Raw genomic sequence first — 18,575 nt, 5'->3', positions numbered from 1 at the left:
ATGACAGCCATGCCCCCCGCCCCGGCATCGGCCGCCACCCTGCCCTCGCTGGACCGGGTGCTGCGCCTGCCTGCACTGGCGCCACTGATCGAAGGCCACGGTCGAAGCCGCATCACCCAGCTGCTGCGTTCGCACCTGCAGGTGCTGCGTGAGCGTGTAAGCGCCAGCCAGTTGTCGACCGCGCAGCTGCAGGAAGCGGTCGACGGCCCGGCGCTGGTGGCAGCGGTCGAGGCCGCACTGGCAGCCGATGCACGGCTGGACCTGCAACCGATGTTCAACCTGACCGGCACCGTACTGCATACCAACCTGGGTCGCGCATTGCTGCCCGAGGCCGCGGTGCAGGCAGTCACCCGCGCGATGACCGCGCCGGTCGATCTGGAGTTCGACGTCATCCGTGGCCGTCGCGGCGACCGCGATGCGCGGGTACAGGCACTGATCTGCGAGCTGACCGGTGCCGAAGCCGCCACCGTGGTCAACAACAATGCGGCAGCGGTCCTGTTGCTGCTCAACAGCCTGGCCAACCGCCGCGACGTGGTGGTGTCGCGCGGCGAGCTGGTTGAGATCGGCGGCGCCTTCCGCATCCCGGATGTGATGCGCAGCGCGGGCGCGCGGCTGCTGGAAGTGGGTACCACCAACCGCACCCATCCGGCCGACTTCACCAACGCCATCGGCGCGCGCACAGCGCTGCTGATGGAGGTGCATGCCAGCAACTACGCGATCAGCGGATTCACTGCCAAGGTCGACACGGCGGCGATGGCCACGATCGCGCACGAACACGGCCTGCCGCTGGTGGTGGACCTGGGCAGTGGCAGCCTGTGCGATCTGGCCACGTTCGGCCTGCCGCACGAGCCTACCGTGCAGGAAACACTGGCGGACGGCGCCGATCTGGTTTCGTTCAGCGGCGACAAGCTGCTGGGTGGCCCGCAGGCCGGCATCATCGCCGGTCGCGCGGACCTGATCGCGCGGATCAACCGCAACCCGCTGAAGCGGGCACTGCGCATGGACAAGATGGGCCTGGCCGCACTGGAAGCGGTGCTGGCCCTGTACCGCGAACCCGAGCTGCTGGCACAGCGGCTGCCGACACTGCGCACGCTCTCGCGCACGCAGGATGACATTGATGCGCAGGCCCAGCGCCTGCTGCAGCCGATGCGTTCCGCGCTGGCGGCCGACTACGGTCTTGAACGGGCATCGATGCACAGCCAGATCGGCAGCGGCGCCCAGCCACAGGCGCAGCTGGCCAGCGCCGGACTGCGCATTACCAGCGCGCGCCGTGGCGGACTGGATCGCCTGGCCAAGCGCTTGCGTCAGCTGCCGCGCCCCGTGCTGGGCCATATCGCCGATGGCGCGCTGTGGCTGGACCTGCGCTGCCTGGAACCGGCCGACGAAGCGACCTTCCTCGCCCAATGGAGCACGCTGCAGGCATGATCGTCGGCACCGCCGGGCATATCGACCATGGCAAAACAAGCCTGGTACGCGCACTGACCGGCATCGAAACCGATCGCCTGCAGGAAGAGCGTACGCGTGGTATTTCCATCGAACTGGGCTACGCCTATGTCCCGGTGGAAAGCCGGGACGTCGAAGGCCCGGCCGCGACCCTGGGTTTCGTTGACGTGCCGGGCCATGAGCGCTTCGTGCACACGATGGTGGCCGGCGCCACGGGTATCGACGTCGCCCTGCTGGTCATCGCTGCCGACGACGGCGTGATGCCACAGACCCGCGAGCATCTGGCCATCCTGCAGCTGCTGGGCGTGAACCGGGGTGCGGTGGCGCTCACCAAAATCGACCGTGTGGATGCGGCGCGCCTGGCCCGGGTCGAGATCGAGGTCGCTGCCCTGCTGGCCGGCACGCCGCTGCAGGATTCCCCTGTGTTCACCTGCAACAGCACCGCACCCGACGATGCTGGCATCAACGCGCTGCGTACCCAGCTGCACGCGTGGGCGGCGGACGACGCCAGCACGCGCCAGGCCGAACTGCGCAGCGAGCTGTTCCGCATGCCGGTGGACCGCGTGTTCTCGCTGGCCGGCCACGGCACGCTGGTGACCGGCGCTGTGCACGGCGGCATCGCCGCGGTGGGTGAGCATCTGCAGCTGATGCCGGCCGCCACTGAAGTGCGCATACGCAGCATCCACGCGCAGAACCAGGCCAGTGACCACGCGATGGCCGGGCAGCGCTGCGCGCTGAACCTGGCGGCCATCGCCCGTGACGACATCCGCCGCGGTGACTGGATCGCCGACGCACGCGCACTGCTGGCCACCACCCGCGTTGATGTGCGGTTGCGGCTGTCCGCGTTGGCCGCACCGTTGCGCGACTGGGCACCGCTGCATATCCACTGGGGCACGATGCACCGGCAGGCCCATGTGGTGCTGCTGGAGGACCATGACCACGGTGATGGGCAGTTGGTGCAGCTGGTGTTCGATGCTCCGGTCTGTGCGATGTGTGGCGATCGCTTCATTGCCCGCGATTCAGCGGCCACCCACACGCTGGGCGGCGGCCTCGTGCTCGATCCGGACCCGCCACAGCGGCGCCGGCGCAGTCCTGCACGGCTCGCATGGCTGGGAGCACTGGAGCAACTGGCCGCGGGTGCGGGAATCGGCCCACTGTTGCAGCAGGCGCCCTTCGGCGTTGCCATGGCCGCGCTGCAGCGCTACTGCCGGCGCGCCGCCGACCGGATCGATCTTCCTGCAGACACGCGACGCATCGTCACCCGCGAAGACACGGTAGTCATCCTTGTGTCGCACTGGCAGGCATTGCGCGAGCAGGTGATCGCCTCACTGCGTGAATGGCATGAGCGACGCCCGGACGAACCCGGTGTCGACAGCGGCCGCCTGCAGCGCAGCACCCTGCCCGCGCTTGCAGCGAGCCTCTGGAATGCGCTGCTGCAGGAACTGCTGGACGACGGCAGCGTGCAACGCGTGGGTGCCTGGTGGCGCCTGCCCGGGCATGACCATGCGCCACCGGAACGCGAGCGTCTGCTGCTGGAACGCGTGCTGCCGCAACTGCACGCCGGTGGCTTCGATCCGCCGTGGGTGCGCACCCTTGCTGCCGAGATCGGCCTGGCCGAAGACGAAGTCCGCGCCGTCCTGCGCCGCGCCACCGCACGTGGCGAGCTGTTCCAGGTGGTGCCGGACCTGTTCTATGCACCCGCACGCATTGCGGAACTCGCCGCGATCGTCGCGCAGCTGTCACAGGCCAGCGGCACGGTGGATGCGGCCACGTTCCGCGATGCCATCGGCCTGGGCCGCAAACGCAGCATCCAGATCTTGGAGTTCTTCAATCGCGTTGGCTACACTCGACGCGTCGGTGACCAGCATCGGCCGCGCGGCGACCTGCAGTGGAACGCAGCCCGCGACTGAGCCCACCGGTACCGCCGTACTTTCGGAAGGCATGCGCATCCGGGCATGCGGCTGGGCTTCAAACCCAGTAGGGGGCGTCGATCGTTCCCTGGTAGGTTCGACTCCTGCTGCCTTCCGCCATTTGCGTTCCCGCAGGAGATGTCGGCATGGCCACGCACGCGCAGTCCCCCGCCTCTTCAACGGCCGATGCCCCGCAACGACTGACCTCTCTCGCGCATGGCGGCGGCTGCGGCTGCAAGATCGCGCCGGGCGTGCTGAGCGAACTGCTGCGTGGCGTTCCAGCGCTTCCCGCTCCGGCTGAGCTTCTCGTCGGGCGCCAGACCAGCGACGACGCCGCGGTGTACCGCCTCGATGATCGCCAGGCAATCGTCGCCACCACCGATTTCTTCATGCCCATCGTCGACGACCCGTTCGACTTCGGCCGCATCGCCGCCACCAACGCGTTGTCGGACCTGTACGCGATGGGCGCGCGGCCATTGTTCGCACTGGCCATCGTCGGCATGCCGATCAATACGCTGCCGCAGGACACGATCCGCGGCATCCTGCAGGGTGGCGAACGCGCCTGCGCCGATGCTGGCATCGTGGTCGCTGGTGGCCACAGCATCGATTCGGTGGAACCCATCTACGGCCTGGCCGCGATCGGCGTGCTCGACCCGCAACGACTCAAGCGCAATGCCGATGCCCGCGCCGGCGACGTGCTGGTGCTGGGCAAGCCGTTGGGCGTGGGCGTGTATTCGTCGGCGCTGAAGAAGGAAGTGCTCGAGGCGGACGGCTACCAGCAGATGATCGCGTCGACCACCCGCCTGAACACCGTGGGCGTGCCGCTGGCCGCCCTGGACGGTGTGCATGCCATGACCGACGTCACCGGCTTCGGCCTGCTCGGCCACCTGCTGGAAGTGTGCCGCGCCAGTGGTGTCGCTGCCGAGGTGGACAGTGCACAGGTGCCGCTGCTGCCGCAGGCGCTGGAGCTGCTGCAGCGTGGCTGCGTGACCGGCGCTTCCCACCGCAACTGGGCCTCGTATGGCGCCGAGGTGCGCTTCGCCGAGGGCTTGGCCGCCCATTGGCAGCCGCTGCTGACCGACCCTCAGACCAGCGGCGGCCTGCTGGTGTCGTGCGCCCCGGAAGCGGCGGACGCGGTGCTGGCCTGCTTCCACGACGCGGGGTTCGGCCAGGCAGCCGTGGTCGGGCGTTTGAGCGAAGGAGCGCCGGGCGTCAGCGTGGTTTGAGACGTGAAGGTTTGCCAACGTGCCACTTCCGGGCACTTGAATCATGTCCAAAATATTGGACACTAAAGCCATGAACCTGATCGACATCGGCAAGGCGGTTGGTACCCGCCGTGAGCAGCTTGGCCTGTCGCAAGGCCAACTGGCTCATCTCAGCAGCCTTTCCCGGCAGACCGTGGTCGGCCTGGAAGGGGGCACCCTTAGTGATCTGGGCGTCAATCGCGTGGGACAGCTGATGGCCGTGCTCGGTCTGGATGTTCCGGCACCCACCACCGAAAAACGGCTGCGCAAGCAAGGCCTGAAAATGGCCGCGCGAACCGCGAACGTGAGCTACGCAAGCGAATTGACTGCGGGCGAGCTGGCCCGCGTACTGGTCAGCGGGGAAGTTCCTGCCACCTACGCGGCGCAGATGGCGCACCTGCTGGATGAAGCCCCTCCCGCCATGATGGTGATGGCGGTCGAGGAAGCTGCAATCGGCGCGCAGATGCCACCACGACGCATCTGGCGCAACGTGGCGAAGATGGCCAACACACTTTCTGCTCACCGCAAGGACCTGTGGATGTGAACCGCGAATTGCCGGCCGGCGCCTGGCAGGCGCTGCTACCCCGGGCGCTTGTCCTCATCGGGGAGATCCGGCGCCACGGCGGCATCACCGATCCGTTCTGGACGTTGGGTGGCGGAACGGTACTGATGTTTCGACATCGGCACCGGCTCAGCAAGGACATCGACATCTTCGTGCCGAACCCACAGTACCTGGGCTTCGTCACTCCCCGCTTGAGCGATGTGGCCGCGAGCCTTACCGGCGACTACAGCGAAGATCCCAGCGCATGGGTCAAGCTGCAGTTCGAGGAAGGCGAGGTGGATTTCGTCGCAGCTCCCAATCTTCTCGATGACGCCTGGGAGGAATGGACGATCGATGGCCGGCGCATACGCGTGGAAACGTCGGCGGAAATCATCGCCAAGAAAATGTTCCATCGCGGGCATAGAACAACGGCCCGAGACCTGTTCGATCTTGCGCTGGTCATCGAACGCGAGCCGGACGCGCTGGCGGCCGCAGCAGACGCACTGGTCCGCCATCGATCAACGTTTCTTGATCAGATCCGCAATCCCCATCCGACATTGAAGATTGCGTTCAAGGCCATCGACACGCTGGACTAAACGCCAGACTTCGACCACTGCGTCGCGATAGCTGCGGACTACCTGGAAGGACTGTGATCCTCCCAGGCGATTGCGCAGAACATCACTCGATGTTCTGAACCTGTTCGCGGATCTGGTCGATCAGCACCTTCAGCTCCACCGCGGCATTGGACGTCCGGCTGTCCACCGACTTCGAGCCCAGCGTGTTGGCTTCGCGGTTGAACTCCTGCAGCAGGAAGTCCAGGCGGCGGCCGACCGGCTCGCGCTGCTTGAGCACGCGACGAATCTCGACGATATGGCTGCCAAGGCGGTCCAGCTCTTCATCCACGTCCAGCTTCTGCAGCCACAGCACCAGCTCCTGCTCGGCGCGGCCGGGGTCGACCGGGTGCGGCAGGTCAGCCAGACGGGCGGCCAGCTTGGCGCGCTGGCCGTCGCGAATGGCCGGAATCAAGGTGCGCACTTCGGTGGCGATGCGCTCGATGCCGTCCACACGCTCGCTGATGGCCGCAGACAACTTGCCGCCTTCGCGCTCACGGGCCTCGACGAAGCCATCCAGCACCTGGTCCAGCAGCGCCAGCGCCTCGACCTGCAGGGCCGCGGCATCGGTGGCCTCGCCACGGGTCACGCCCGGCAGCTGCAGCAGGTCGGTGAAGCTGACCTGCAGATTGGGGAAATCGGAGGTCAGGCGGTGCGCCAGGCGGCCCAGCTGGCCCAGCAGGGCCTCGTCCACCTGCAGGTTGGCGGCGGCTTCCGGCGCGCGCAGGCGCATCACCAGATCCAGCTTGCCGCGGCTCAGGCGCGCGGCGATGCGCTCGCGCAGCTGCGGTTCGAGCGCCCGCAGTTCCTCGGGCAGGCGGGTGCCGACCTCCAGGAAGCGGTGGTTGACCGAGCGCAGCTCGCAGCCCAGCGTGCCCCACGGGGTGACCCGCTCGCCGCCGGCATAGGCGGTCATGCTTCGAATCATGGATTGTGTCCGGTGCGTGCAAAGGGGGAATGGTACCCTAGCGCCCTCACCAGAGCCCCCTTGCCCGCCCCGTGAAGGCCGCGGGCGTGGCGGCGTACTCCCTTGCCATTACGGAACCCGCACCATGTCCGATTCCCGCCCCAGCGGCCGCCAGCCCGACCAGCTCCGCCCGGTCGTCATCCAACGCGGCTTCACCCGCCACGCCGAAGGTTCGGTGCTGGTGTGCTTCGGTGAAACCCGTGTGCTGTGCACCGCCAGCGTCGAGAACCGCGTGCCGGGCTTCCTGCGCGGCAAGGGCGAAGGCTGGGTCACCGCCGAGTACGGCATGCTGCCACGCGCCACCCACACCCGCAGCGACCGTGAAGCGGCCCGTGGCAAGCAGGGTGGCCGCACCCTGGAGATCCAGCGACTGATCGGCCGCAGCCTGCGCGCCTGTGTGGATCGCAACGCGCTGGGCGAGCGCACCATCACCCTCGACTGCGACGTGCTGCAGGCCGACGGTGGCACCCGCACGGCCGCCATCACCGGCGCCTACGTGGCGCTGGTCGATGCGGTGAACGTGCTGATGAAGCGTGGCGACATCAAGCGCAACCCGATCCTGGGCGCAGTGGCCGCCGTATCGGTAGGCGTGTACCGCGGCACCCCGGTGCTGGACCTGGACTACGCCGAAGACAGCGACTGCGACACCGACATGAACGTGGTGATGAACGACGGTGGCGGCTTCATCGAGCTGCAGGGCACCGCCGAAGGCCACGCCTTCCGTCGCGATGAACTGGATGCGCTGCTGGGCCTGGCCGAAAAGGGCGTGGGCGAACTGCTGGCCGCACAGCAGGCGGCGCTGTCGGCATGAACCGCCGCATCGCCCTGACCACCCTGGTGGTGGCCGACTATGACGAAGCCATTGCCTGGTACACCGGCAAGCTCGGCTTCGCACTGTTGGAGGACATCGACCAGGGCCACAAGCGCTGGGTGGTGGTCGGCCCGACCGACGGCAGCGCCGCCGCCCTGCTGCTGGCCCGCGCCAGCGACGAGGAGCAGCGCAGCCGCATCGGCAACCAGACCGGCGGCCGCGTCGGCTTCTTCCTCAACACCGACGACTTCCGCCGCGACCACGCGGCGATGGTCGCCGCCGGCGTCGAGTTCCTGGAAGCGCCGCGCGAAGAACCCTATGCAACGGTTGCGGTGTTCCGCGATCTGTATGGCAACACCTGGGACCTGCTGGAGCCCCGTCAATGAAGAAACTGGTACTGGCCAGCCACAACGCCGGCAAGCTGGTGGAGATGCAGGAGATCCTTGCCGATCTGCCGCTGCAGATCACCTCGGCCGCCGAACTGGGGCTGGGCGATGTGGAAGAGACCGGCCTGACCTTCGTCGAGAACGCGCTGCTGAAGGCGCGCGCGGCCTGCGAAGCGACCGGCCTGCCGGCGCTGGCCGATGATTCGGGCCTGATCGTCGATGCCCTCGGCGGTGCGCCGGGCCTGTACAGCGCACGCTATGCCGGCCACCCGACCAATGCTGCGGCCAACAATGCCAAGCTGCTGGACGCGATGGCCGACATTCCCGATGGCCAGCGCAGCGCCCGCTTCTATGCGGTGATCGTGTTGCTGCGCCACGCCACCGACCCGCAGCCGCTGATCTGCGAAGGCCGCTGGGAAGGGCAGATCATCCGCGAACTGCGTGGCACCAATGGTTTCGGCTACAACCCGGTATTCCTGGACACCACCCACGGCCTGACCGCCGCGGAAATGGAGCCGGCGCTGAAAAACGCCATCAGCCACCGCGCCATTGCCCTGCAGCAGCTCAAGCAGCAGCTGGCGACGCTGTACTGACGCTACCCGATCGACCCAGGGAAGCCGGCCAGCGGCCGGCACTACCGAAGAAGCCCATGCCGCACGCCCACGACCACTGCAACCACCTGCCCGGCGAAGCCTGCTCCGCCGACCACGACAACCCGCCGCGGCTGGTGCCGCCACCGCTGTCGTTGTACGTGCACCTGCCGTGGTGCGTGCGCAAATGCCCGTACTGCGATTTCAATTCGCACCAGGCCAAGGGCGAGCTGCCGTTCGACGCCTACATCGACGCACTGCTGCGCGACCTCGACCAGGACCTGCCGCTGGTCTGGGGCCGGGTGGTGCACAGCGTGTTCTTCGGTGGCGGCACGCCCAGCCTGTTCCCGCCGGAGGCAATCGACCGCTTCCTGCAACAGGCCAGCGCACGCCTGCGTTTCGCGCCCAATGCCGAAATCACCCTGGAAACCAACCCGGGAACCGCCGAACATGGCCGCTTTGACCGCTATCGCGCGGCCGGCGTGAACCGACTCAGCTTCGGCATCCAGAGTTTCGACGATGCGATGCTCAAGCGCCTGGGCCGCATCCACGATAGTGGCGAAGCCGAGCGCGCGGTGAAGATGGCGCAGGATGCGGGCTACGACAACTTCAACATCGACCTGATGTACGCGCTGCCGGAACAGACCCTGGCCGGCGCCGAGGCCGATCTGGAACGCGCGTTCGCGCTGCAGCCGGCGCATATCTCGCACTACCAGCTGACCCTGGAACCGAACACGGTGTTCTTCGCGCGGCCGCCGCAGGGCATTCCCGATGAAGACAACGCCTGGGACATGCAGGAACACTGCCAGGCATTGCTGGCACAGGCCGGTTTCGGCCAGTACGAGGTCAGCGCCTATGCGCGCCCCGGCCGGCAGAGCGCGCACAACCTGAACTACTGGCGCTTCGGCGATTACCTGGGCATCGGTGCCGGCGCGCACGGCAAGATCAGTTCCGGCGCCGAGGAGCATGTGCTGCGGCGTTGGAAGCTGAAGCACCCGCAGGCCTACCTGGACAGCGCCGGCACGCCCGCCTCGTTCGGCGGCGACGATGTGATCGCGCCGGAGCGCCTGCCGTTCGAATACATGCTCAACCTGCTGCGCCTGCACGAAGGTTTCGGCCTGCGCGATTTCGAGTCGCGCACGGGGCTGCCGCGCAGCGTGCTGGACGCTCCCCTGGCCGAGGCCGTGCAGCGCGGCTGGCTGGACATGACCGATGGCCATGTGCAGCCGACCGAGCTGGGCCGCCGCTTCACCAACGATGTGGTGAGCCTGTTCCTGGAAGATTGATCCTCGCCTGACAGAGGGTCCTGCCGGCCGCTGGCCGGCAATCCGGTGAAGACGTATCTGCCGGCCAGCGGCCGGCACTACCGTTCATCGGACGGGCCAGGCCCGGCGGATGCGATTCACGTTCAGCCTAAAGTAGCGCCGACATCGGCCGACACGGTAGATTCACCAGATCGATCCGCGGGAATCCGGGTACCGCCTGCCGATGTCAGCTGTCTTTTCCATCACTCCTGCCGACAAGAACCGCCTGGCCGCCAGCGATCTGCCACCGCGGGTACGTGAGCTGCTGGGCGCGCTGATCGGCCTGTGCCGGCAGACGCTGGCGGCGCCCCTGATCCTGACCGTCGAGGCGCTGGAGCAGACCCTGCTGCACGACGCCGACCGCGCACGCAATCCGCAGCAGCAGGCCGAGCTGATGGCCCAGCGTGGACAGCTGCACGCCTTCGCCGGCCATTTCGCCGATCGCATGCTCGATGCCGTGGCCGACGCCCTCGCGCGGTTGCGCGAACCGGTCAGCGGTGTCAGTACCAGTGCTGGGCCGCCAGCGCTGCCGGGCATGCTCGGGCTGTCGCTGGTTGATGAGCACGAAGTGGATCGCGACCTGCTGCTGACCGAGATGGTGCGGCGCGAAACCCTGCGTTCAACCAACACACTGAACCTGCTGGGCCAACGCCTGGGCGTACTGGCGGCGGCGCCGGCCTTCGAGGCCGACACCCTGCCGCTGGCACCGCAGGCACTGTGCGCGATGGTGCGCCGGATTGCCGAACAGGACGCGCTGAGCGTCGAGGTACAGCTGGCGCTGTATCGCAGTTTCGAACGGCAGGTGCTGGAACGGCTGGGCGATATCCTTGACCGTGCCAATGCCCTGCTGGCCCAGTCCGGTGTACTGCCGGGACTGGTCTACACCCCCTACCTGGCACGCTCGTCGAGCACGCGGCGGATCATCACCCAGTCGGTGGGGGGCGGCCGCACCACGCAGCCGGCCAAGCGCCCCGCAGCCCCCCTGACCGGCTGGAACGGTTCGGCACCGGCCGGCTCCTGGTCCAGCCTGGTACAGGACGCCTTCCACGAGGGCGGCGCAGGCGGCCCCGCCACGCCGGGCGTGACCACCTCCACCGGCAGTGCACTGCATGAACTGCTGCAGCAGGCGCGGCACGGCAGCCCTGCCCCGGCGGACAGCGGCGCGGTGCCCAGCGCGGCAGTCGACGCGGTACTCGCGCGCCTGCAGGCCCAGTCCAGTGCGGCAACCGGTGTGGCCGACCTGCAGGCTGCCGTTGTCGCGCAGCTGCGCAGCGAGCATGGTGCGCAGGCCCAGCTGGGCAGTCACGACCGGGACAACCTCGACCTGCTGCGCATGCTGATGCAGCAGGTGCAGCAGCAGCAGCGTCCCGATCCAGTGCCGGCCGCGCTGCTGGCCCGCCTGCAGGTACCCCTGGCACGCGCCGCCATGGCCGATCCGGGCTTCTTCGTGCGCGACGAACACCCCGCGCGTGAGCTGCTCAATCAGATCGCCGAAGTCGGCGCCAACTGGCTGGGCGATGAGGATGTCGACCCGCAGCTGCTGCAGCGCATGGCGCAGAGCGTGCAGGGCCTGCTGGGGCAGGATGCGCGTGCGCCGGAAGCCTTTGCCGCCGCCAGTGAAGACGTGCAGCAGCACCAGCGCGCGGCGGCCCATCGTGCCGAACTGGCCGAGCGCCGCCATGTGGAAGCCGCGCGCGGCAAGGAACGATTGGAACTGGCCCGTCGCCAGGCCACCGCACAGATCGACCAGTGCTGCGACACCCGGTCGCCACCGCGTTTCGTGCAGACCTTGCTGCGCCAGGCCTGGGCCGATGCACTGACCCTCACCCGCCTGCGCCATGGCGACGATTCACCGCAATGGCAGGAGCGCCTGCAACAGACCGAGCGCATCGCTGCCATCACCGCGCAGGCCATCGACGCCCCCAGCGGCACCGATACCGCACTGGCAGCGGACGTGGAGGCCGCATTGCTGCAGGTCGGCTACCACGCCGAGGAAGCCGCCGCTGTCGCGCGCAGGCTGGCCACGCCCGGCGGCGAGGATGAAAGCACCTCGCGTACCGAGCTCAGCGCACGCCTCAAGGCACGTGCGCGCCTGGGCGAGCACGCCGGCACGAACAGCGGCGCCGCACCTGCCACGCCGCGCAGCAGCGCCGAAGAAGCCGCCTACCAACAGCTGTCCAGCCTGCCGTTCGGCAGTTGGTTCGACATCGACACGGGCGATGGCACGATGCGCCGCCAGCGCCTGTCCTGGTACAGCCTGCTGACCGGCCACGCGTTGTTCGTCAATGCGCGCGGGCAGAAGATCACCGATACCGACCTGGATGCGCTGGCACGGCAGATCAGTGCCGGGCGCGCGCAGCTGGTCACCGAAGACAAGGGCCGGCTGGTCGACCGTGCCTGGGAAGCCAGCCTCGGTGCGCTGCGCGCACTGGCCACGGCTCGCGCACAGGAGACCCCCGCATGAAAGCCGTACCGCCGCAGGACACCCGCCGCGCGCCGCGCCGCCAGGTCTCGGACCTGGTGCCGGTTACCGACCAGATGCGCGAGTGCGTGGTCGGGCGCCTCGGCAATGTCTCCGAAACTGGCATGCTGATGCTGGCCAGCATGCCGCTGCGCGAGGATGCGCTGTACCAGCTGCGCTTTCCCTTGCCATTGGGTGATGGCCGCCAGCAGGCCATCGACGTAGGCGTGCATCTGCTGTGGAGCGAGCCCGCACACGTTCCCGGGCAGAGCTGGACCGGCTTCCGCTTCCTGACCCTGTCGCGCGAACATCGGCAGCTGCTGCGGCAGTGGGTGGGCGAGGACAGCGACGAGGGACCGGTTTCGACGGCCTGAGTGCCGGTTCCGGCACAGCGGTTTTTCGCGGTATGCGGCAGAATCTAGGGCCGTTTTCCGTGTCGAGCCACCGCAATGATCCAGCAAGACCCCGGCGCCCTGTATTCCGACCACCTGGCCGTGCTGTGCCGACGTGCCGAACAGGCGCTGGCCCGCGGTGGCTTCGATCACCTGGTGGTGCCCAGCGGCACCCTGCACTACCAGGTGTTCGACGACCGCGACTACCCGTATGCGGTCAACCCGCAGTTCAAGGCCTGGCTGCCGCTGACCCGCGTGCCCAACAGCTGGATCGTGTTCACCCCGGGCAAGCGCCCGGCAGTGATCTTCCACCAGCCCTTCGACTACTGGCACGTGGTGCCGGACGCCCCCAGCGGCTGGTGGGTGGAGCACTTCGACATCCACATCATCCGCAAGCCCGAAGAGGCGCTGGCGCTGCTGCCGGCCGACCCGTCGCGCTGCGCGATCCTCGGCGAGCCGCAGAGCGCGCTGGGCAACTACGTGCCGAACAACCCGGCACCCGTGGTGAACTACCTGGAGTGGCACCGCGGCAGCAAGACGCCGTATGAAATCGCGCTGATGCGCCAGGCGCAGGTGCTGGGCGTGCGCGGCCACCGCGCCGCCGAGGCTGCGTTCCGCAACGGCGCCGACGAGTTCAGCATCCACATGGCCTACTGCCAGGCCGTTGGCCTGGACGCCAACGAGTTGCCCTACGGCAACATCGTGGCGCTGAACGAGCATGCCGCCGTGCTGCATTACACCGAGCTGGGCCGCAAGGCACCGCAGCCGCTGCGCAGCTTCCTGATCGATGCCGGTGCCAGCGCACACGGCTACGCCAGCGACATCACCCGCACCTACGCCGCGCAGGGCCACGACGAGTTCGCCGCGATGATCGCCGCCGTCGATGCGGCCCAGCAGCAGATGTGCGCAGCGGTGCGCCCGGGCTTTGACTACAAGCAGCTGCACGTGGATGCACATCTTTCCCTGATGGGCGTGCTGAAGGACTTCGGGGTGATCAAGGTCTCGCCACAGGCTGCAGTGGAAACCGGCGTCAGCGCCGCGTTCTTCCCGCATGGCATCGGCCACCTGATCGGCCTGCAGGTGCACGACGTGGCCGGTTTCGCCGCCAGCGACGAGGGTGGCCGCATCGAGCGCCCGGCGGGCCACCCGTACCTGCGCCTGACCCGCGTACTGGAACCGGGCATGGTGGTGACCATCGAACCGGGCCTGTACTTCATCGACATGCTGTTGAACGAAGTGAAGGATGCCGGCCATGGCGATGCGATCAACTGGGACCGCGTGGATTTCTTCCGTCCGTATGGCGGCATCCGCATCGAAGACGAAGTGCTGTGCACCGAGGGCGAAGCGGACAACCTGACGCGGCCGGCGTTTGCGGCGGCGAACGGCTGAGCCCCTCGTGGTTGGTCGCTTGGAGCAAAAGCCGCGCTTTGCCGGGCGGGGTGGGTTTGCAGGACACGCCGTGAACCCATCCATGGGGGCTCGATGGCGCCATCCATGGCGCCAACGGTCCTGCAAACCCACCCCGCCCGGCCTTTGACAGTTTCCTGCGCGCGTCCAACCACGGAAAAGAAAAAGAAAAGCAGAAGCGGGTCGCTCGCTGCGCTCGCTCGGTGTCGACCAAGGTCGACACCTACCCAACAGCCGCAATTGCCCGTAGATCCACGCCATGCGTGGATGATTCATTCGATATCTGACAGATGTGCCGACCAACGGTCGGCACCCACCAACAGCCACAGGAATCTGTCAGGGGTGGGGCGGTGTGGGTGGGCAGGACCGTTGGCGCCATGGATGGCGCCATCGAGCCCCCATGGATGGGTTTACGGCGTGTCCTGACCACCCACACCGCCCCGCCATCCCACGGAATGCCGCTCTGGCATTGGCAGTTGCCGTTGATTGCAGCGGGTGCAGGGCTGCAAGCCCTGCCGAAACCCCTTACCCCGCCATCACCGCTTCAATCTCGTCGGCGCTGCGCGCCAGGCCTTCGGTCAGCACGCGATGGCCGTCATCGGTGATCAGCACGTCATCCTCGGTACGGATGCCGATACCGCGCCAGCGCGGCTCCACCGTCGTGTCATCCACGCCGATGTACAACCCCGGCTCGATGGTGAACGCCATGCCCGGCTCCAGCAGACGCGAGTCACCGGCCAGGCGGTAGTCGCCCACGTCGTGCACGTCCATGCCGATCCAGTGCCCGGTCTTGTGCCGGTAGAAGCGCTGATAGAGGCCCTCGGACAGGTTCTTTTCCAGCGTCCCCTTCAGCAGGCCCAGCCGCAGCAGGCCCTCGGTCAGGGTCTGCACTGCGGCGAGGTGACCGGCTTCGTACGGCACGCCCGGCCTGGCCTGGGCCAACGCAGCGGCCTGCGCATCGCCGACCAGGTCGTGCAGTGCACGCTGCTCGGCGCTGAAGCGGCCATTCACCGGGAACGTGCGGGTGATGTCACTGGCGTAGCCACGGTACTCGGCACCGGCGTCGATCAGCACCAGCTCGCCGTCGCGCGAACGCGCGTTGTTGTCGCGGTAATGCAGGATGCAGCCGTTGCGGCCGGCGCCGACGATGCTGCAGTACGCGGGCACCGCATCATTGGCGCGGAACACGCGTTCCAGCTCCGCCTGCAGTTCGTACTCGTGGATGCCGGCCCTGGCTGCCTTCATCGCGGCCAGATGCGCACGCACGCTGATCTGCGCGGCGTGGTGCATCAACGCCACTTCGGCACCGGACTTGAACAGGCGCTGCTCGTGCAGCAGGTGGCCCAGTTCGAGGAACTCGTGCGGCGGCTGCGCACCGTGGCGCACCTGCGAACGCACGCGGTTGACCCAGCCGATCAGCTTCAGGTCGAAGTCGGCATCCCGGCCGAAGTGGTAGTAGACGCGCGAGCGGCCTTCCAGCAGGCCCGGCAGGATGTCGTCCAGATCATCGATCGGGTAGGCATCGTCCATGCCGTACTGCGCCACCGCGCCTTCCTGGCCAGCGCGGCTGCCGTCCCAGGCCTCGCGTTCGGCATCGCGCTCGCGGCAGAACAGGATGGCCTCGCCGTGGCGTCGGCCCGGGATCAGTACCAGCACTGCTTCCGGCTCCGGGAAGCCGCTCAGGTACTGGAAATCCGAATCCTGCCGGAACGGATAATGGGTATCGAGGCTGCGCACCTTCTCGGCCGCGGCCGGCAGCACCAGGATCGCATCCTCGCCGGCCATGTCCATCAGCTGGCGGCGGCGACGCTTGTACTCGCCGGCGGCAATGCCGGTGCGCTGCTTGATGTCCATCAGTTCAGGCGCTGACGATGGCGCGAGGCCAGCACCACATCGCCGTGCAGCAGGAGCACCGCCACGCGGATGAATTCCTCGATCTCCGACAGGGCTTCGTCGTCATCATCGCCACCGGCCTCGAAATCCTCGCTGGAGGCACGCGCCAGGCTGGCCATGTCGGTCAGCGCTTCCTCGCCCTCTTCGGACAGGGTCGGGCGGCGGCCGCCGCTGCCCAGGCCGAAGCCGCCCAGGAAGGAACGGGTCCAGCTGAACATGGCATCGGCCTGCGCGGATACGTCGTCGCCGTCGGTCAGCAGCAACTCGAAGGCGAAGTCGCGGTCTTCCAGCTGCTTGATGGTGGCCTGCAGCAGCTGCCCCAGCACGCTGTCGGCGGCCACCGGCGGCAGGTTGTCGTCGGCCAGCACGCGCGCCGGCCAGTCGTTGCCGGGGGCACCGCCGGCAGCCAGCCAGCCGCACAGCGCGCCGTGCAGCTCGGCAGCGGTGGCGCCCAGGCCCAACGCCTGGCTGGCGCGGGTAACGTCGTCGACGGAGGGAAGTTCGGTCATCGTGCGGCTCGTTCGGAAAGGAAACCCGGGGCGCGCACGCGCGCGCCCGTGAGACCCCGTAGTGTAGCAACCCGACGGCATCCTCTCCGCAGGCGTCCAGCCTTGCTGCGACAACGCTTGACCGCCCTTACCCGGCTTGCCTATCGTGCCCGCATGGAACCCGCCGATCCCCTTGCCCAGCTGCAGGACTTCGCCGCCCGCGTGGAAGCGTTGCTTGAACGCAACCAGCGCCTGGCCGAGGAGAACCGCAGCCTGCGCCACCAGCAGGAACAGCTGGTGGCCGAGCGCTCGACGCTGCTGGCCAAGAATGAGCAGGCACGTTCGCGGGTGGAAGCAATGATCAGCCGGCTCAAATCCCTGGAGCAGCACACATGAGCGCCGAACCGGTCAGTGTCCGCATCCTCGATCGTGAATACACCGTGGGCGTCGGCGGCGATGAACGTGACAGCCTGATGGCCGCCGCACGCCTGCTGGATGCGCGCATGCGCGAGATCCGCGGCAGCAACCGCATGGCCGCGGTTGATCGCGTTGCCGTACTGGCCGCGCTGAACCTGGCCCACGAACTGCAGCTGCTGCGCGACGAAAACGCCCGCCAGGCCGTGGCCCTGCAGCAGACCCTGGCCGACCTGAACCGGCGCCTGGACCGCGCCATCGACGGCGGCGCCTGAAGATCGTGCAAAACGCGTCTTCTCATATCTGAATTGGCACGGACTGTTGCCGACGAACGGCCTATCCAGATCCTGCGTGCTGGCTATAATGGCCACGCGTTCTCTGCGGTACTCGACGGCATGTGCAAACATTCGCCTTGTCCCTTAAGAACGACACCGGGAGCGCGACAGCGCCGGGAGTGCAGGTCCGCCTTGCAGCGGGAAGCCCGATGGTTCTCCAGCGTTCCCACTTGAGCCCCCGGGTTCAAGGTCGTTTCGCATGCATCGACATTGCGGAGAATGCAATATTCCAGCAAGGGCGGCGTCTTCGGGCGTCGCCCTTGTTCTTTCCGGCACAATGACGGCTGATCCTTGCCGCACGCTGCCATGACCGACCCGCGCCAGGCCCTGCGCCACGACCTGCGGCAACGCCGCCGCGACCTTTCCGCCGCTGAGCGCATCGCCGCCGCCGAATCGCTTGCCGATGCCCTGCTCGCCCTGCCGTTCGCCCCGCGCGAAGGCGCCGTGGCCGGCTACTGGGCGCTGGATGGCGAGATCGCCCTGCACCGCTGGCAGTTGCAGTTGCCCGAAGGCCTCACCTACTGCCTGCCGGTGCTGGCCGGCGACGTGCTGCGCTTCGCGCCGTGGCGGCCGGGGCAGCCGCTGACCAGCAACCGCTACGGCATTCCCGAGCCGGACGTGGCGCTGGAAGACACCCTGGAACCAGCACAGATGGCGCTGGTGGTGGCCCCGCTGGTGGGTTTCGACACGCAGTGCCGGCGGCTGGGCATGGGGGGCGGCTGGTATGATCGCAGCTTCGCCTTCCGCCACGACCGGCCGGCGCCGCCCTGGCTGGTCGGTGCTGCGTTCGCGGTGCAGCAGGTCGAGTCCTTGCCGGTGGCGTCGTGGGACGTGCCGGTGGATGCGATCTGCACCGAAGACGGCACCCTGTTCCCCTCCGCTGCCCCCGTGAACGCATGACCGCCCGCAAGCGCTACTGGCTGATGAAGTCCGAACCGGACGCCTTCTCCATCGATGACCTGGCCAAGGTCAAGGTCGAACCCTGGAACGGGGTGCGCAACTACCAGGCGCGCAACTTCATGCGCGATGGCATGCAGGTGGGCGACGGCATCCTGTTCTACCACTCCAATACCAAGGTGCCGGGCATCGTCGGCCTGGCCACGGTGGCCAGTACGGCCTACCCGGACGACACCCAGTTCGATCCGAAATCCGACTACCACGACCCCAAGAGCACGCGCGAAAACCCGCGCTGGATGCTGGTGGACGTGGCCTTCGACCGCAAGCTCAAGCAGGTGATCGCGCTGGACGAGATCAAGCTGCACGCCGAAGAACTCGGCGAGGGCTTCCCGCTGGTTGCCAAGGGCAACCGCCTGTCGGTGTTCCCGGTGACCGCCGCGCAGTGGAAGCTGCTGCTGTCGCTGGAAAAGAAATCCTGATT

General features: G+C 67.8%; 19 protein-coding genes, 1 tRNA gene and 1 other RNA gene. 18 read left to right on the top strand and 3 right to left on the bottom strand.

Annotated elements, in window-relative coordinates; translation table 11 throughout:
* The 6 genes from selA to JLDANKMP_RS17130 all read left to right on the top strand — a co-directional run bounded on the left by selA (window position 1) and on the right by JLDANKMP_RS17130 (window position 5,734).
* Complete coding sequence (gene selA / locus JLDANKMP_RS17155) at window positions 1–1,425, top strand: L-seryl-tRNA(Sec) selenium transferase (protein WP_212561714.1); 1,425 nt, start codon at window positions 1–3, stop codon at window positions 1,423–1,425.
* A complete protein-coding gene (selB, locus tag JLDANKMP_RS17150; protein ID WP_212561713.1) occupies window positions 1,422–3,353 on the top strand; it encodes a selenocysteine-specific translation elongation factor in 1,932 nt (643 codons plus the stop codon). Before selA ends, selB begins: the two co-directional genes overlap by 4 nt.
* Window positions 3,354–3,377: 24 nt before the next feature.
* Window positions 3,378–3,473 (top strand) — tRNA-Sec (locus tag JLDANKMP_RS17145).
* Between the two features lie 26 nt (window positions 3,474–3,499).
* The gene (gene selD / locus JLDANKMP_RS17140; protein ID WP_212561712.1) at window positions 3,500–4,579 is read left to right on the top strand and encodes a selenide, water dikinase SelD; all 1,080 of its coding nucleotides are present in this window, start codon (window positions 3,500–3,502) and stop codon (window positions 4,577–4,579) included.
* Window positions 4,580–4,649: 70 nt separating this feature from the next.
* Window positions 4,650–5,141: a helix-turn-helix domain-containing protein gene (locus tag JLDANKMP_RS17135; RefSeq protein ID WP_212561711.1), complete on the top strand. Its 492-nt coding sequence runs from the start codon at window positions 4,650–4,652 to the stop codon at window positions 5,139–5,141.
* Window positions 5,138–5,734, top strand: coding sequence for a nucleotidyl transferase AbiEii/AbiGii toxin family protein (locus JLDANKMP_RS17130; protein WP_012481161.1), 597 nt, complete (start codon window positions 5,138–5,140; stop codon window positions 5,732–5,734). Before JLDANKMP_RS17135 ends, JLDANKMP_RS17130 begins: the two co-directional genes overlap by 4 nt.
* A gap of 82 nt (window positions 5,735–5,816) precedes the next feature.
* On the opposite strand, the gene JLDANKMP_RS17125 is transcribed toward JLDANKMP_RS17130, so the two are convergent.
* Window positions 5,817–6,677 (bottom strand): YicC/YloC family endoribonuclease, encoded by an 861-nt coding sequence (locus JLDANKMP_RS17125; RefSeq protein ID WP_019661992.1) that lies wholly within the window; start codon window positions 6,675–6,677, stop codon window positions 5,817–5,819.
* A gap of 124 nt (window positions 6,678–6,801) precedes the next feature.
* Here JLDANKMP_RS17125 and rph point away from each other — a divergent pair, with 124 nt between their 5' ends.
* The 7 genes from rph (at window position 6,802) to pepQ (ending at window position 14,049) form a co-directional block, all read left to right on the top strand.
* A complete protein-coding gene (rph, locus tag JLDANKMP_RS17120) occupies window positions 6,802–7,527 on the top strand; it encodes a ribonuclease PH (protein ID WP_005410889.1) in 726 nt (241 codons plus the stop codon).
* On the top strand, window positions 7,524–7,913 hold the full coding sequence (locus JLDANKMP_RS17115; protein ID WP_005414366.1) for a VOC family protein: 390 nt from the start codon (window positions 7,524–7,526) through the stop codon (window positions 7,911–7,913). Before rph ends, JLDANKMP_RS17115 begins: the two co-directional genes overlap by 4 nt.
* Window positions 7,910–8,506: an RdgB/HAM1 family non-canonical purine NTP pyrophosphatase gene (rdgB, locus tag JLDANKMP_RS17110; RefSeq protein ID WP_005410891.1), complete on the top strand. Its 597-nt coding sequence runs from the start codon at window positions 7,910–7,912 to the stop codon at window positions 8,504–8,506. The genes JLDANKMP_RS17115 and rdgB overlap by 4 nt, the downstream gene beginning before the upstream one ends.
* 56 nt (window positions 8,507–8,562) lie before the next feature.
* Window positions 8,563–9,789 carry a radical SAM family heme chaperone HemW gene (hemW, locus tag JLDANKMP_RS17105; protein ID WP_033834955.1) on the top strand — a complete coding sequence of 409 codons (1,227 nt, stop codon included), beginning with the start codon at window positions 8,563–8,565 and terminating at the stop codon, window positions 9,787–9,789.
* 202 nt (window positions 9,790–9,991) lie between these two features.
* Window positions 9,992–12,271 (top strand): DUF1631 family protein, encoded by a 2,280-nt coding sequence (locus tag JLDANKMP_RS17100; protein ID WP_212561710.1) that lies wholly within the window; start codon window positions 9,992–9,994, stop codon window positions 12,269–12,271.
* A complete protein-coding gene (locus tag JLDANKMP_RS17095; RefSeq protein WP_005410894.1) occupies window positions 12,268–12,642 on the top strand; it encodes a PilZ domain-containing protein in 375 nt (124 codons plus the stop codon). Before JLDANKMP_RS17100 ends, JLDANKMP_RS17095 begins: the two co-directional genes overlap by 4 nt.
* A gap of 75 nt (window positions 12,643–12,717) precedes the next feature.
* Window positions 12,718–14,049: a Xaa-Pro dipeptidase gene (gene pepQ / locus JLDANKMP_RS17090; RefSeq protein WP_212561709.1), complete on the top strand. Its 1,332-nt coding sequence runs from the start codon at window positions 12,718–12,720 to the stop codon at window positions 14,047–14,049.
* Between the two features lie 543 nt (window positions 14,050–14,592).
* Here the strand turns inward: pepQ and JLDANKMP_RS17085 are convergent.
* Together JLDANKMP_RS17085 and JLDANKMP_RS17080 are read right to left on the bottom strand one after the other, a co-directional pair.
* Complete coding sequence (locus JLDANKMP_RS17085; RefSeq protein WP_086010248.1) at window positions 14,593–15,915, bottom strand: aminopeptidase P N-terminal domain-containing protein; 1,323 nt, start codon at window positions 15,913–15,915, stop codon at window positions 14,593–14,595.
* A 5-nt stretch (window positions 15,916–15,920) separates the two neighbouring features.
* On the bottom strand, window positions 15,921–16,469 hold the full coding sequence (locus JLDANKMP_RS17080; RefSeq protein WP_005410897.1) for a YecA family protein: 549 nt from the start codon (window positions 16,467–16,469) through the stop codon (window positions 15,921–15,923).
* A gap of 153 nt (window positions 16,470–16,622) precedes the next feature.
* Here JLDANKMP_RS17080 and JLDANKMP_RS17075 point away from each other — a divergent pair, with 153 nt between their 5' ends.
* From JLDANKMP_RS17075 to JLDANKMP_RS17055, 5 genes are all read left to right on the top strand, one after another.
* Entirely contained in the window at window positions 16,623–16,844 is a 222-nt protein-coding gene (locus JLDANKMP_RS17075) for a TIGR02449 family protein (RefSeq protein WP_005410898.1), read from the top strand.
* Complete coding sequence (locus tag JLDANKMP_RS17070; protein ID WP_006467013.1) at window positions 16,841–17,137, top strand: cell division protein ZapA; 297 nt, start codon at window positions 16,841–16,843, stop codon at window positions 17,135–17,137. Before JLDANKMP_RS17075 ends, JLDANKMP_RS17070 begins: the two co-directional genes overlap by 4 nt.
* A gap of 97 nt (window positions 17,138–17,234) precedes the next feature.
* A non-coding RNA gene (ssrS, locus tag JLDANKMP_RS17065) (6S RNA) lies at window positions 17,235–17,420 on the top strand.
* 83 nt (window positions 17,421–17,503) lie between these two features.
* Window positions 17,504–18,097, top strand: coding sequence for a 5-formyltetrahydrofolate cyclo-ligase (locus JLDANKMP_RS17060; protein ID WP_033834478.1), 594 nt, complete (start codon window positions 17,504–17,506; stop codon window positions 18,095–18,097).
* A complete protein-coding gene (locus tag JLDANKMP_RS17055; protein WP_005410901.1) occupies window positions 18,094–18,573 on the top strand; it encodes an EVE domain-containing protein in 480 nt (159 codons plus the stop codon). The genes JLDANKMP_RS17060 and JLDANKMP_RS17055 overlap by 4 nt, the downstream gene beginning before the upstream one ends.
* Window positions 18,574–18,575: the final 2 nt, after the last annotated feature.

The organism is Stenotrophomonas sp. PE591, from assembly GCF_018320795.1.
Classification (GTDB): Bacteria; Pseudomonadota; Gammaproteobacteria; order Xanthomonadales; family Xanthomonadaceae; genus Stenotrophomonas; species Stenotrophomonas maltophilia.
Note: the sequence above shows the minus strand (reverse complement) of the source record. Positions and strands in the feature narration are given on the sequence as shown.

Bases quoted from the DNA above. Each gene is read 5' to 3' on its own strand.
- JLDANKMP_RS17070 (WP_006467013.1), top strand. From the start codon at position 16,841: ATGAGCGCCGAACCGGTCAGTGTCCGCATCCTCGATCGTGAATACACC.
- JLDANKMP_RS17115 (WP_005414366.1), top strand. From the start codon at position 7,524: ATGAACCGCCGCATCGCCCTGACCACCCTGGTGGTGGCCGACTATGAC.
- pepQ (WP_212561709.1), top strand. From the start codon at position 12,718: ATGATCCAGCAAGACCCCGGCGCCCTGTATTCCGACCACCTGGCCGTG.
- JLDANKMP_RS17095 (WP_005410894.1), top strand. From the start codon at position 12,268: ATGAAAGCCGTACCGCCGCAGGACACCCGCCGCGCGCCGCGCCGCCAG.
- hemW (WP_033834955.1), top strand. From the start codon at position 8,563: ATGCCGCACGCCCACGACCACTGCAACCACCTGCCCGGCGAAGCCTGC.
- JLDANKMP_RS17125 (WP_019661992.1), bottom strand. From the start codon at position 6,677: ATGATTCGAAGCATGACCGCCTATGCCGGCGGCGAGCGGGTCACCCCG.
- JLDANKMP_RS17100 (WP_212561710.1), top strand. From the start codon at position 9,992: ATGTCAGCTGTCTTTTCCATCACTCCTGCCGACAAGAACCGCCTGGCC.
- JLDANKMP_RS17060 (WP_033834478.1), top strand. From the start codon at position 17,504: ATGACCGACCCGCGCCAGGCCCTGCGCCACGACCTGCGGCAACGCCGC.
- rdgB (WP_005410891.1), top strand. From the start codon at position 7,910: ATGAAGAAACTGGTACTGGCCAGCCACAACGCCGGCAAGCTGGTGGAG.
- selB (WP_212561713.1), top strand. From the start codon at position 1,422: ATGATCGTCGGCACCGCCGGGCATATCGACCATGGCAAAACAAGCCTG.
- JLDANKMP_RS17135 (WP_212561711.1), top strand. From the start codon at position 4,650: ATGAACCTGATCGACATCGGCAAGGCGGTTGGTACCCGCCGTGAGCAG.
- selA (WP_212561714.1), top strand. From the start codon at position 1: ATGACAGCCATGCCCCCCGCCCCGGCATCGGCCGCCACCCTGCCCTCG.
- rph (WP_005410889.1), top strand. From the start codon at position 6,802: ATGTCCGATTCCCGCCCCAGCGGCCGCCAGCCCGACCAGCTCCGCCCG.
- JLDANKMP_RS17080 (WP_005410897.1), bottom strand. From the start codon at position 16,469: ATGACCGAACTTCCCTCCGTCGACGACGTTACCCGCGCCAGCCAGGCG.
- selD (WP_212561712.1), top strand. From the start codon at position 3,500: ATGGCCACGCACGCGCAGTCCCCCGCCTCTTCAACGGCCGATGCCCCG.
- JLDANKMP_RS17055 (WP_005410901.1), top strand. From the start codon at position 18,094: ATGACCGCCCGCAAGCGCTACTGGCTGATGAAGTCCGAACCGGACGCC.
- JLDANKMP_RS17075 (WP_005410898.1), top strand. From the start codon at position 16,623: ATGGAACCCGCCGATCCCCTTGCCCAGCTGCAGGACTTCGCCGCCCGC.